At 32.3% G+C, this 14,726-nt stretch carries 10 protein-coding genes; 3 read left to right on the top strand and 7 right to left on the bottom strand.

Annotated elements, in window-relative coordinates; genetic code table 11:
* Positions 1–567: 567 nt before the first annotated feature.
* From MHZ36_RS01300 to MHZ36_RS01280, 5 genes are all read right to left on the bottom strand, one after another.
* Positions 568–945, bottom strand: a complete 378-nt coding sequence (locus MHZ36_RS01300) for a Na-translocating system protein MpsC family protein (RefSeq protein WP_239229105.1) — start codon at positions 943–945, stop codon at positions 568–570.
* A gap of 200 nt (positions 946–1,145) precedes the next feature.
* Entirely contained in the window at positions 1,146–3,767 is a 2,622-nt protein-coding gene (locus MHZ36_RS01295) for a DUF2309 domain-containing protein (RefSeq protein ID WP_239229104.1), read from the bottom strand.
* Position 3,768: 1 nt separating this feature from the next.
* Complete coding sequence (locus MHZ36_RS01290; protein ID WP_239229103.1) at positions 3,769–5,298, bottom strand: NADH dehydrogenase subunit 5; 1,530 nt, start codon at positions 5,296–5,298, stop codon at positions 3,769–3,771.
* A gap of 440 nt (positions 5,299–5,738) precedes the next feature.
* Complete coding sequence (locus tag MHZ36_RS01285; protein ID WP_239229101.1) at positions 5,739–6,836, bottom strand: low temperature requirement protein A; 1,098 nt, start codon at positions 6,834–6,836, stop codon at positions 5,739–5,741.
* An 89-nt stretch (positions 6,837–6,925) separates the two neighbouring features.
* Positions 6,926–7,909: a choloylglycine hydrolase family protein gene (locus MHZ36_RS01280; RefSeq protein ID WP_239229099.1), complete on the bottom strand. Its 984-nt coding sequence runs from the start codon at positions 7,907–7,909 to the stop codon at positions 6,926–6,928.
* Between the two features lie 220 nt (positions 7,910–8,129).
* Between MHZ36_RS01280 and MHZ36_RS01275 the strand changes: the two genes are divergently transcribed.
* From MHZ36_RS01275 to melB, 3 genes are all read left to right on the top strand, one after another.
* A complete protein-coding gene (locus MHZ36_RS01275; RefSeq protein WP_239229098.1) occupies positions 8,130–9,014 on the top strand; it encodes an AraC family transcriptional regulator in 885 nt (294 codons plus the stop codon).
* A gap of 171 nt (positions 9,015–9,185) precedes the next feature.
* Positions 9,186–10,484 (top strand): alpha-glucosidase/alpha-galactosidase, encoded by a 1,299-nt coding sequence (gene melA, locus MHZ36_RS01270; protein WP_239229097.1) that lies wholly within the window; start codon positions 9,186–9,188, stop codon positions 10,482–10,484.
* 227 nt (positions 10,485–10,711) lie between these two features.
* Entirely contained in the window at positions 10,712–12,082 is a 1,371-nt protein-coding gene (gene melB / locus MHZ36_RS01265; protein ID WP_239229096.1) for a melibiose:sodium transporter MelB, read from the top strand.
* 200 nt (positions 12,083–12,282) lie between these two features.
* On the opposite strand, the gene MHZ36_RS01260 is transcribed toward melB, so the two are convergent.
* Together MHZ36_RS01260 and MHZ36_RS01255 are read right to left on the bottom strand one after the other, a co-directional pair.
* The gene (locus tag MHZ36_RS01260) at positions 12,283–13,203 is read right to left on the bottom strand and encodes an LCP family protein (protein ID WP_239229095.1); all 921 of its coding nucleotides are present in this window, start codon (positions 13,201–13,203) and stop codon (positions 12,283–12,285) included.
* 19 nt (positions 13,204–13,222) lie between these two features.
* Positions 13,223–14,374, bottom strand: coding sequence for an FtsW/RodA/SpoVE family cell cycle protein (locus tag MHZ36_RS01255; protein ID WP_239229094.1), 1,152 nt, complete (start codon positions 14,372–14,374; stop codon positions 13,223–13,225).
* Positions 14,375–14,726 lie beyond the last annotated feature (352 nt).

Here is a 14,726-nt window from a genome sequence, read left to right as displayed (position 1 = left end):
AGGGAAATTTTACCAAAAACAATGATAATTATTGTAATATTCTGACAAAGGAGGTGTATTGTAGCTATTTTGTTCGAATGATTCTCTATTCTTACTTTTTTGTAGTCACATATTGATATAGTTTTATTTTTCTATAATTAACTAAAATGATTTAACAGAATTTTAGTTATGCATATATGTTTTCAAAAATCATCGTCTTATGTATTTGTCATATATTTATATCAATAATTAACTAGCAATATTCTAAAACACCCGAAAGATTGCACAACGTTATTAACAACCAATCATTACTATATGATTATTAAGTTTATCTAAAAAATCTTCCAAATTTCTATAAGTATTGCGCACTTACTGACCCTTACATCGGTAAGTGCATTTTTATTCCCCCCTAGTTCCACAACCTAATAACCCCTTAAATTTATGCTATAGGCTTATATTAATCATTAATTTTTCCCTCATACCTCTGTATTATAATTAAAAACTCAACCAAAATAGCACTTTGATTGAGCTTCACATAATTCTATAGCTATATTTGATTGCTAACTATTATGAATGAATATTACCTATTTACTTATTGATTTCTATTAATTGTTTTTCTAAATCGTTATAAAGTTTAAATATCATCACGCGTTCACCTGTACGTGAACTTAAATCCGTATGAAACCCTTTGACTTCTTCATCAGTAATAGATCTTACAATCTCATACAAAGCATCTATACCTGACTCCACCAATTTAGAACGTGTCTTTTTAATTGTTAGTAAGCCTTCATTTGTCTCACAAACTTTGTATTCAGCTTGGGTCAGTACACCCTGTAAGCTCACGATAATCATATCACGTAGAATATCTGTTTTGACTGAAAGCGAACCACGCCCAAGGAAATCTTTTTCCCATTGAGTGATGGCTTTACTAATTTCAGACTCATATGTACCTTTCTTTGTCTTCATTACGCATACATCTCCTGTAGAACGAGTTTAAGAGGTTAAACTAGCATTGATTATACCAAAAACAACATTTCATTTTTGGTATATTTTCTCCATAATATCATAAATTCTTTTTTAAAATCACATGCTTCTTTTAGCAATAATAATATCCACTTGTTTTAAAATTTTTAATTTTAAAACATTGCATATACCTTTTTAATATATCAAGCATACCATTCTTTCCAATCACCAAATTGATCGATGCTTGCTAATTTCAGCCACCCATTAACTACTTTTTGATGAAAATCAGGCAATGATTCTAATAAATCAGCAACAACATGTTGTGGTGCTTGTATAACAATTAATAACCTAATAGGAGAATGATACATCTTATTATCAGCTGACATTACTGATTGCCACGGCAAACCTGTTAATAAATCACTAGCATTCCCTTGCATTACACCTATACCTGCAGTAACAGTTTGTGTTATTTTACTTCCGCTTCCATAATAATGTGGTGCAACCGTTGAAGCATAATACTGTAAGTTAATCCATTGTGCAACCGTTGCAGGTCCTGATACTATATTTGATAATATACTACCATCTTCATCATCTCTCCAATTGTAATTGTGTAAGAAAGCTCGTCCTTCTAAATTAATTGATTTCGTTAGACTTCTTTCACCAATAATAAATGATGCATTTTTGGCTAGACCCCATTCTGGTCTAATTTCGCTCCAATCATTAGCTAATCTATGCACTTCTTTATTTGGATCTTTTTTAGTAAGATGATTATTTGGCAATTGAGCTAATCGCGTTTCATTTGCCAATCGACTAATTTCAGGCATACTTATTTCCAATGCTTCATAAGCTTGTTGCGCAGCACTAGATAACTCTGGCAAGTATATCCACTCTAATTCATCTGTAGATGTCCGATGTTCTGCAGATGCAAATGCTGTAGTCGAAGGTACCAAGACACCTTCTTTCTCAAGACCTGTTCTCACTTCTGGCAAGTTACATAGTTGCGCTAATACTTTCGCATTAAATGCACTTGAGGCACCACCACATGCGCCGCAATCTAACGAAGCTGCATATGGATTATTCGCACTATGACTACCATGACCACAAAAAACGACCAATGGCGCAAAATTTTTCGTTAAATTCATCAATTTCAATGCTTGTAATGCATACGCTACTTTTTCTTCATCCGTGAAACCAATCGGTAAATGTTCTTCATGATTATGCTGATAATCTAACGTTAACGTGGTATCTTTAGGCTTTTGTAACCATTTGCTATAGAATTTTCTAATCAAATCACCCGTACGTCTTGGGACAAAGCTACGCGTAATTGTTTGTAATGTTAACCATGGTCCACTCAATTCTGGCAATAGTAAACTTGGTAATGCATTTTGTTTCATTTTCTTAAATGTATAGGTCACTGATTGTAATACATGCTTCCGTTGTTGAAATGCGGTTGGTTCACGTTCAGCAGTATATTCTTTAATCTTGTGTTGTGGTTGATTCATGACAGGAAGTGATGGGTGACTATGTGGTTTTCCTAATTCACTCTTTGCAATTGGCAGACCGAAAAAACCTGCAATACCAATTGTTTCAAATTCTCCTGCCGCTTCTATCTGACGACGAAATGGTTCTGATCGTACATCAATACAAAATGCAAGTTGCGCAGATGGTATCTTTGATTGGTTAACATTATCTGTAACAGTTGAGGTAAGCTGATTTTTCATTTGTTGTTGATATGTTGCTTCCCACGCCTCTAACCATATTTTTCTACTCACTTGTTGGTGAAAACGGCAAGTAAACTGAATATGTTCTAACTGGCTTTTCTGTGGTAAAGTTTGCCATTCTTCAAATGAATAACCTCCCCATTCTACCCATTCTAAAATACACTTAGTCCACAACGATATGTCGTTATGACTTTTTCTTTCAATAGGTAAATACGGTTCTACTAAACACCATTCTATAGCAAGTCTAATAGCTAAATATGTACGTATTAAATGGTGCTCATGTGGGTTGTTTTCTTCTAGCCATAACATCATCCCAGCCCACCCAGGTAATGCTAATAAATGTTGTTCAATATAAGTTTGAACTTCAATTCCAGCAATATTAAAGCGGTGAAGTACTGTATTTAATAAATCCTCTGGGTCATTGGGTAATGATTTAATACGTTGCCGTTCTTTTTTGGTAAGCGCAGGGTCATGTTGTACAAGTCTATACCACGAAGCAAAAAAACCTCGTTCTCTATCAGGCATTGTCCATCCGGATTGTGCGTCATCCACATATAATTTACACCATTTTATAACATGATAATCTACGTAATCACTAATTTTAATGCCACGCTTATCTTTGACCAGTGCGCTTTTCAATTGTATGCGTTCAGCTATATTATCTTGATCCTTTTGTGTTAATGCTATCGCAAATTGTTTCGCTTGTGCTTCCTTCTGTTCATTCTCTTTACTACTTGATTCATATAGTTTAATTGCATTATTTACAAATGAACTTACCCGATTAAAAGAAGCTGGTTGCGCTGTTTTTTCCAACCATTTATCAAGTCTTTCATCAACTTTAGAGATATCAATTTCACCATTCTTTTTAGCTTCTAATATTGTAGCAATAGCTGGATACATATCCACTTCTCTTACTTCTTTTAACCAATGTGCAACGTCATCAAAGGTTTTATCCTCTAAGTTTGCCCATGGACTTCTCGCTGCAAACACTGAAATGGGTGACAAAGGAACGATAACTTTGCTCGCAGAGGCAAGAATCTGGTTTATATTTTCACCGTCATGACTCGTTCTATTATTAAGGTTTTCTTTACCATTTACATCCATATCAGCGTCCTCCTTTTGACAGATATTCTCTAAGATAATTGGGGTGACGTTCTACTGTTGTTGATTTAGCATCTCCAATATTTACCAGCCACATGTACAGAATTGAAAAAGCTTTTGTATTACGATGGCGTGCCACCCATGTACTCATGGCACTACCAAATAATAAGATAACTGCTACAATCACTACTATAAACATAGGAGGTTGCGTACTTTGGAAGGCAATTGTATGTAAGGCTTCTGTTAAATAATGATGCACCAAATAATACGCAATACCAACAGTTAACAATATGCCTAAACCGATAATGCGACCAAATGTCCCTTCTCCAAAGGCCACTAATTGCGCCCATGATACAGACAATGACCAAGCCAAGATTAAACCACTAATGAGTCTGTAACCTTGATCTGGTTCACTCAACCAAAAACTCAAACCAATTAACAATGCAAGTAAACGACCTGCAAGAATCCATAAATAAGACATACGTTCATTAGCACGACTCGGCACGTTAAAATGTCTAACTGCAGAACCTGACCTTAGGAACAACGTCGCTTTAAACAGACCGTGTAACATTAAATGGATAATCGCAGGTATATATGCCCCAAGCGCACATTGAACCAACATGAAACCCATCTGTCCAATCGTTGAACCCACTAATAGTCGTTTATAGTCAACATGGACTAAACTAATACCCGCACCAATTAAAACTGATACACTTGCAAAAAATATAAGAATGATTGTTGCAATATCACCATTAAATAGTGGGGAAAATCGAGTCAACATAATTCCACCAGCATTTACAATACCCGCATGCATAATGGCAGAGACTGGTGTAGGTGCTGCAACCGATTCAATCAACCATCTTTGGAAAGGCCATTGTGCCGCAGGAATTAGTACTGCAATAATGATTAAAATGTTAATCATTAAGCGTTGCCACTCTGAAATATGCGCTATGTTGTCTTGTGTGAATATATCTACGTAATGCCAATTGCCAGTTAATCCACCAATCCAAAGAATAGCAAGCAATAAAGCAATCCAACTGATTAAAAATAATCTTCCCGAAACTTTGGCAGCTTCTCGTGTTACACCCCAAGCTTTTGTCAAACAAATCAGTAATGTTAAACAAACGAGTGTCAATCCCCAATAAACGACCATAATTCGTAAATCTGCTGTTAACCATGCGCTTGCTGCAAAACTTGTCATAAATGTAAATAAAGCAAAATATTTTCTATAATTTAAATCTCCTGAGAGATAACGAATACAATATCGTTGAATAATTAATCCAATACCTAATACAAAAAAGGCCATCAACCATGCTAATACGTCAGAATACCATATACCTAGTTCCATGTTTTTTCCTGCCACTAACAAACCAATAAAGGCAGCCATAGGTGGTAAGGCGACAATCCATACATGTATACGTACATAGGATAACGGTAACTTAGTTGATAAAAATAATATGCCACTCACTACCGAAATGCTTAATGCTATAAAAAATATAATAAAAAATATAGAAACATCAATTGTTGTATGCATGGCGATTCCTCCTTTTCAAGCGACATAAACTCAAATATATGATTGTCACAAATTATTTTCATCTAAAAATAAAAAGCCGACAATATATAATAAATCAACATTGATTTATTAACATTGCCGGCTTCAATACAACGCATTTCATATCACTAACAAAATGTTTTGTCTTGCTACCTCATATATTAAAAAGTTAGATTTTAAATTTAAATATCAATCGTTCACATTAGCCGTACGATCTCTGTTTATCACAGTACATCATTCACCTTTTCATCAAGCCAATCTTCTATATTAACCTAATGCTAAGGCGTCAATCTTACATATAATACAGTTACCAACGACTTTCTTTTTTGATTCAATAATTTTACGATATACTGATTATTCGTGATTGTCAAGAATTTGCATTGCTATTTAAACTGTAAGCGAAAGCGTTTTTCGTAATTAAATTACTTAAATTCTATTTCATCATTACTACTATTAGCATAAAATATGAAACAGATTAATAAGATACCAACAATCTCTACTATCGTAACTAAATAGATATTAGTAATAATTAACCCAATAATAGTAGCTATTAGTACAATACTCAAGAACAATAACTTTTTATCAATAATAGCGTTGTGCAATTGTGTATCAATAAATATTACCAATAAAAAAATGAAAAAGGCGAATGTATATATATATAATTCAACTTCGCTAATTTCATGATTAGCCAATACTTTATTCATCACTAAGAAAATAAAATCTAATGTGAAGATAAGTGCTAAATGAAGATATGCACTCGCAAATCCAGTCGCATCATTTCGCTCATAATTCAAACTCTTCTTATAATGTAACGTATAGATCATGAACAAACTCACAACTAAAATAAAGTACACAATATCTAATATATTTATATGTGTAATTTGTACATTATTAACAATTTGTACTATTCCTTCTCCAAATAATAGAATCATAAACAAACTCAGTCGCTCAGAAAAATGTGAAAAGAACAACGGGTTTGCCTTTGAAACTTTTAAGAATAGTACTGGAAATATTGCCATAATTATAATACCTACAAAATAAACCCAAAAATTGACTCCAGCAGGTAACGAAATCGAAATCAGTGAGAAGACAATCATTATAAACAAACCGGAAACATAAACTTTTACTAACTGTGCAGTGACAGCAGTTTTATTCATTTTATAATTAATACAGTATTGTAATATGATACTTAAAAATATTAACATCGAAATCATAACAAACGGTTTAAATGTTTGTTGAAAGTCTGCATTGGTTGCCTTCGATAGTAATAAAATTAAAAACATATCAATAAATACAAATAAATATTGATACCATTTTTGTTCAAAAAACCTGTTTACCAACAGCGTCCGATAAACCCATATCGCAAAAAAGATTAAGAACATTGTAAAATTTTTGCCCAAACTTTCAAGCGAAGCTAAATCTTCAGATATCGTTTCAACTGTATGATTGATTGTAGATAAGACAAATACAAACACCAAGTCAAAAAATAATTCCGACATACTAACTTCTTTCTTTTTCATCAATATTTTCTCCTATTCTTTATATCATCGAAACTAGATCATTGTATGATTGACTCACAATACACGAGGCACAACATCATGATATTACTCTAATTTAGACGGTGTGTTTTAAACGTTTGTTCTAATGAAAAATAAGTAATTTCTTCTTTATTCAATAATGATTCATCTAAACTGACCTCAAAGACTTCACTACTATGATAAGGCTTGATAAAGTAAGCTGGATTATGACATTGTAATACACATTGATACTGCGTATAATGCGCCATATTATTATCTATTACTGCTCCTCTTGGAATACTCACATTATCTAATACTTTAAAGCAGTTATTTATATTTTGTCTTTCATCTTCAGGATCCATCTCTAAATGATGACGTAGATAGGTTGCACGTATAAAACGTTCCGCAGATGTAAAGCCGCCCGGCAAACCATGAGTTCCACCTTCAACTCCCAATGTCGCAAATACCTGCTCACCAAATTGTTTTTCTCTTCCATTTTCTGGCGTTAAATGAACATAATTTTTAACATTTTCTAAATGCCATTCTAACTTAGGATTATTCGTCAGTACATGCACAGGGTTTTCTTTAACAGTTAATAAGCCTGCGTTAGGCTCTACTGAAATTGTGTCACCCGTTCGATCTGTAATTATAAAATGCAATGGAGGAATATTATTTAATGCCTTGTTCTCTACTGCAATAATATTAACTTTATTTATATTTTCCTTTAATGTTTCAATTGAATCATTTAATCCTAATGCCCATACAATAAACTCTTCAGGCCCCATATTAAAATAACCTTCTCGCGACTCTGAAGCATAACTCGCTTCACCCGTAAAATAATGATTAGAAATGGCCAAACCTCGTTCATTGACACCATCTCCAAAGCTATAACGCCCTACCATAACTCCTGTACCAATAAATCCATAATCTAATTCCGTTGGACCTTGAACATCAAACGTCCAATTATATTTAGAAGGTACCGCTATTGGAATACCATTAAATTCAAAATCAAAATCCATGGTTCTTGCTAAATAATTAATATTTTGAGGTGATAATACCGAAAATCCTGTACACATCCTCAACCCTCCATTTCTGTTACTGTTGTTTACTTTCCACAGTTAACACGCATTTTACCACATCTCAATTCAAAAATAATCACTATTTATATTTTTCTAAGATGTTATATTTTGCCAATCCTAATTTTTTAAAAATATAGTATCACTTACATATTTGAATATTATTTATATATCAAATAATGATAGAATAAAAATCAAATGAATGGAGGTAGTATTTAATTTGGAAAATGAAATTAAACACAACTCATATGGATTTAGATTTAAAGGTGATTTTCAAAGTAAGGTTGCAGGCCTAAATGCTATTGGCTATGAATTAAGAGACACACATGATTATCGCTGGCATGGCTTACATAGAGGAGAACAAGATATATACATATTTCAATATACTTTGAATGGTCAAGGTGCTATAAACATAGACAATCAAACCAGTTATTTGGAAACTGGTGAAGCTTTTTTTGTACATGTTCCAAGTGATCACTGTTACTTTTTACCTTCTCACTCGGAAGAATGGGAGTTTATTTATTTCACCATGTACGGCGATGAAGTTGGTCGCTTATTTCAGCAAATCATTACTCATTATGGTCATACTTTTAAGCTATCCCTGCATTCTGAACCAATTAAACATATTATAGAAACATTAAAACGAATAGAGACATTAGGCATCAAACATGGCTATGATGCATCTTCTTGTGCATATACTTTTATTATGAAATGCCTTGAATACTTTGAGTATGGCCAACAACAAACCCAGCAATACCCAATCACCATAGCCAGGGCGATACATTTTATCGAAAATAACTATAAACAGGACATTACACTTGATGATATTGTAGCTGTTTCTCAATTATCTAAATATCATTTTACACGTCAATTTAAAAAATCCGTAAAAGATACACCCATTAACTATTTATCCAAGACGCGTGTTAAACAAGCACTCGTTTTATTATCTACAGACGAATTGAATATTGAAGCCATTGCTTTAGAAGTTGGTTATACATCTAGTAATTATTTTAGTAAGGTTTTCAAAAAAATTGTCGGGGTTTCGCCAAATAGATATAGAAGAGATACTTCTATTATGTCCGTCGACAAAATATTCATCGATTAGCAGTAGCAATATATTACTCATTTCAATTTTATTTACGATTGAACATTCTTCCTAAAGTAACTAAGCTATAACTAAGCTATAGCGATTCAAATATAAACTTTAAAGTTAAATATCTGAATTTTCGAATAATAATTTCGGATATTTAATATGCTACTTTTAGGAGGATAATATATGAGTAAAATTACGTTTTTAGGAGCTGGAAGTACAGTTTTCGCAAAAAATGTATTAGGTGATTGTATGACAGTTGATGCTTTACAAGATTTTGAATTTGCTCTTTTTGACATTGATGAAGAACGCCTTCGTGATTCCGAATTGATGTTAAATAACCTTAAAAAGAACTTAAATTCTACAGTGAAAGTAACTGCTTATCATAATAGAAAAGACGCTTTGCGAGGAGCAAAATATGTCATAAATGCTATTCAAGTTGGAGGTTATGATCCTGCAACAATTACAGATTTTGAAATCCCAAAAAAATATGGCCTACGACAAACCATCGCAGATACACTAGGTATTGGTGGAATCTTCCGAAATTTACGAACAATTCCAGTTATGCAAGCATTCGCACGTGATATGAAAGAAGTATGTCCAGATGCATGGTTTTTAAATTACACAAATCCTATGGCTGTTTTAACAAACATTATGTTACAGGAAGGTATTAAAACAGTTGGTCTATGTCACAGCGTTCAAGTTTGTGCCGATCACCTATTAGAATCTTTAGAAATGCCTAAAGATAATATTCAATGGAAAATTGCAGGTATTAACCATATGGCATGGTTACTTGAAATTAATCAGAATGGTGAAGATATCTATCCTGAAATTAAAAAACGTGCTAAAGCAAAACAAAAAACGACACATGATGATATGGTCCGTTTCGAACTACTAGATAAATTTGGCTATTATGTCACTGAATCTTCAGAACACAATGCAGAATATCATCCATACTTTATTAAAGATCAGTACCCTGAATTAATTGATAAATATAATATTCCATTAGATGAATACCCACGTCGTTGTGTTAATCAAATTGAAGATTGGAAGCAAATGCGCGATGATATCGTAAATGATCAAAATTTAACACATGAACGTTCTCATGAATACGGCTCATACATTATTGAAGCAATGGAAACAGACAAACCATTTAAAATTGGTGGTAATGTTTTAAATACAGGAGGATTAATTAGCAATTTACCTGAAAATACTGTAGTAGAAGTGCCTTGTTTAGTTGATGCCAGTGGTATCGCTCCTACTTACATTGGAGATTTACCAGAGCAGTTAGCAGCATTAAATCGTACAAACATCAATACACAATTATTAACAATTGAAGCTGCCCGTTCTTTAAGAAAAGATAAAATTTACCAAGCAGCATTGTTAGACCCACATACAGCATCCGAACTTTCAATCGATGATATCATTGCGCTATGCGATGACTTAATTAAAGCCCACGGCGATTGGCTACCTGAATTTAAATAATATTTCATTCAATAAAATAAAAACCAGTCTACTATGCTCAATATTTTATTGGGCGTTAACTGGTTTTTATTAACCCTATTTTAATAGGTCAAAGTAAATATAACGTCAAAATTATTAAATCTATAGTCAATCATAAAGTATTCGAATAGATTAAGTGCTATCGTTATTTTTTATACCATTAAATAAAAGCGCTTACATTCTTATAACTTTGTCAAGGGGTGATATTATTGCAAAAACAATTAACACGTAAAGAGAAATATTCATTCGGTTTTGGTGCATTCGGTAAAGATTTAGTCGTCAACCTCATTGGCATTTATCTAATGTATTATCTTACAGATATACTCGGCGTTGCAGCGAGTTTTGTTGGAACTTTATATTTTGTAGCTCGAATATGGGATGCAATCAATGATCCAATCATGGGCATGATTGTTGATAAGACCAAAACAAAGTGGGGAAAATTCAGACCTTGGTTAGTAATTGGTACGCTCGTCAATTCAGTTATTACTGTTTTAATATTTACCAACTTTCATTTAGAAGGTACATCTCTATATGTCTTTATTTCAATTATGTATATTATTTGGGGCATGACTTATACAATGATGGACGTTCCTTATTGGTCCTGGTTGCCCAATTTGACAAACAACCCAACAGAACGTGAAGAAGTATCTGTAATTCCACGTATCTTTGCAAGTTTAGCAAATTTAATTTTAGGCGCATTAGGATTAACTATTGTTATATTTTTAGATGATTTATTCGGAAATGGTGATCAATCAACTGGTTTTCTAATCTTAGCCTTTATTACAATTATTATATTTAATATAACGATTGGTATTACTGTAAAGAATGTACATGAAGCACCTACTAATATAGATACAGGTATCACATTAAGATTCAAAGATATTTGGAGAATATTATTTACCAATAAAGAATTATTAGCCTATATAGGAATGATACTTACCTTCTTCCTATGTGGCCAATTGATTGGTAATGTCATGATATACTATTTTAGTTATGTTACTGACTCAAAATTCTTATTTTCTCTTTATAATGGGATGGGCTTCATGGAAATTATCGCTTTATTTTTATTTCCTAAAATTGCAAAATGGCTATCACGTGAGCGTGTATATCCGATTGCCACGTGCAGTATTATCTTCGGATTACTTGTCATTTTAGCTGCGGGTTATATTGCGCCAAAAGCATTTATTCCTGTAATTGTAGGTACGTCACTTATTAAAATTGGTTCTGGGCTCATTATGGGTATCATCACTGTTTCAATTGCTGATGTTATCGATTATAGCGAAATGAAATTCGGCCAAAGAAACGAAAGTGTTATTACTTCCACACAAACCTTTTTAATGAAAACTGCAATGGCCTTTTCGGGTCTTGCAACTGGTTGGAGCCTTACATTATTAGGCTATCAACCTGGACAAGAACAAAGTGAACTTACTAAAAATGGGTTGCGTGTTATTATGGTTATTCTCCCAATTATTTGTATCATAGCAAGTTATTCAATATACAAATGGAGTTATCATTTAAAAGGCACGTATATCAAAGACATCGTCAATGTGCTTAATAATAGAAAAAGTCAAAAAAGATAACACGTGCATTTATCTATCTCATTGCCCAGTAGTTTAAACTTTAAACTAATTCATTTTAACTGCATTATCGTTAAATTACTTGGCATTTTAATTTTGACTTATTCAATATACAACTAGCTTAAAATATTAAAATATTAAAATACACCCTAACATATACATATTCAATTTCTAATTGATTGAAGTGTTAGGGTGTCATTATTTTATTTACTACTTAAATTCTTTTTGAAAGATTCCATTTTTTCTTTTTTATCTACAGCATCTGGTTCAAAATACCAAATCCCATCATCTTCGATTAAATCTTGACCTGAAAGTGATAACTTATCTATGGAAGTCGTAGCATCTTTATATTGTGAATATAATGTTTTCAGTGAATTAATATCAAAACTTGTTTTTACATTTTGTTCGCTTACCTTTAATATTTTATTTAATTTAAATATATTATTAGTTTGGGACATTTTCTTAGAAAGTTCAGCTATGACCTGCCGTTGACGTTCCGTACGACCTTCATCACCGCCAGCGCCATCTTCCTTTCTACTACGCACATAATTCAATGCTTTTTTACTATCCAGATGTGTTTTTTTACCTTTTTCAAATTGTGATCCATTATAGCTAAATGTCGCATTACTTTTCACATCTACACCATCAAAGATATCAATTAATTTCTCAAAACCATCCATATCTACTGTGACATAACCGTCTATAGGAATATTAAAATTATTTTCTATTGTATGAATTGCTGTTTTGGGACCACCATATGCATAGGCATGCGCAATTTTTTCACTTCTACCTTCACCTGCAATATTTGCTCTTGTATCTCTTGGTATTGAAATTAATTTCGTTTTTTCTTTTTCAGGATTAATAGAGGCAACTAATATGGTATCTGTACGTTGTCCCATATTTTCCTTTGCTCTTGTTGCATCCGAATCCACACCAAATATCGCAATAGATATAGGCTTTTTATCCTTAATCTTTTCTGGACCACTATCTAAAGATTCAATACTATTTTTGGAATCATGAATTGCGTGGTTAAAGTGGATGACTTTATATAGTAAAAAACCACCCACCAATAAAATAAGTAATAGTAATATCACTACTATTTTTCCTTTTTTTGATAATTTCATCTCAGGACCTCCTTAAACGCTACCGTTTAATTATTTCTTCTTGCTTAATCTTACGTATTACAGCAATCATTGATCCCAAAGCTAAACTAACACTCATAATAGAGGACCCTCCATAACTCAACATAGGTAACGTTACACCAGTTAATGGAATCATTCCTGAAATACCAGCTAGGTTTATAAAGACTTGCATAAATAAGTAACTAACAACGCCGACACATATTAACTTATAAAAATGGTTATCTGTTCTATTTGCATAGACCAAACCTTTAAATAAAACAAATCCATATAGTGCTAATACAAATAACACACCAATCAAACCTGTTTCTTCAGAAATCACAGTAAAAATAAAGTCCGTGTGTGGTTCTGGTAAATAGCCTCGTTTCAAAATACCATTGCCTAATCCTTTACCAAACATTCCACCATTTCCAATAGAAGTTAATGCACTTGTTAATTGATAACCATCGCCATTTTCATATTTAAATGGATTCAATACAACTTGTATTCTTTTTAATCTATATAGATTTTTCGAATCAAAAATCAACGTATAAAATATGTATAGCAGCATAGGTATTGCGGTAAAAGCTAAAATTTGCAGTTTAATTTTATTTTTAATCTCTGAATACAATAAAATAGATCCTATAATTGCTACTGTTAGCAGCGTTCCACCTAAATCACCTTGCATAAGTACAAGTAACAAGCCAACTCCTAATACACCCAATGGCGGTATCATATGCTTTAATTTATAATCATTTTTTAATGTGAGAAATTTATCAATAATATAAGAAAGATAGAAAATAGAAGCAAGCTTTAAAAATTCCGAAGATTGAATACTAAAGAACCCTAGATTTATCCAGTTCTTTGAACCATTAACCTCTTTACCTACTAAAATTGTGAGTAACAAAAGCGCCAAGGTACTCAATACAATAAATTTTTGTATTTCTACATTTTTAATAGCATTGATATTAATAAACATACTAATGAATATAATCACTAAAAATCCCATAACAAAGAACAAAAATTGTCTTTTCATAAAATAATTAGCAGCTACTGGCACACCACTAGTCAATGTACCTTTAGATGCTGAAACCATACTTGCACTATAGACCATAATGACACCAATAGCGCCTAATAGAACATAAACAATAATTAAACTAACATCTAAATATTTCATCTTTCTTCGTATCAAGTCAAAAATACTTTTTCATCTTTATACCCCCCATAACTTATGCACTCTAGTTAACCATATATGATAAATGCATACAATCATACTTTAGGCTTACCTAATTATTTTTTTAAAATATTTAAACTATAAAATTAGATTAGTTTAAACATTTTAAAGCCATAATCAAATCATTTTACCGTTACCACATTCTTGCTAATGGAAGTATTGGAAATTTACGAATTCAAACTTCACAGAAATTCTAACTGAAATATCTCTATTGTTTATCATATATGTAGCTATTTTCTATATCATTTCATTAATAAGCTATAAAAAATTAGAATATTAAAGATTATGCAATATA

The sequence above is a fragment of the Staphylococcus sp. ACRSN genome (assembly GCF_022346615.1).
Taxonomy (GTDB): domain Bacteria; phylum Bacillota; class Bacilli; order Staphylococcales; family Staphylococcaceae; genus Staphylococcus.
Note: the sequence above shows the minus strand (reverse complement) of the source record. Positions and strands in the feature narration are given on the sequence as shown.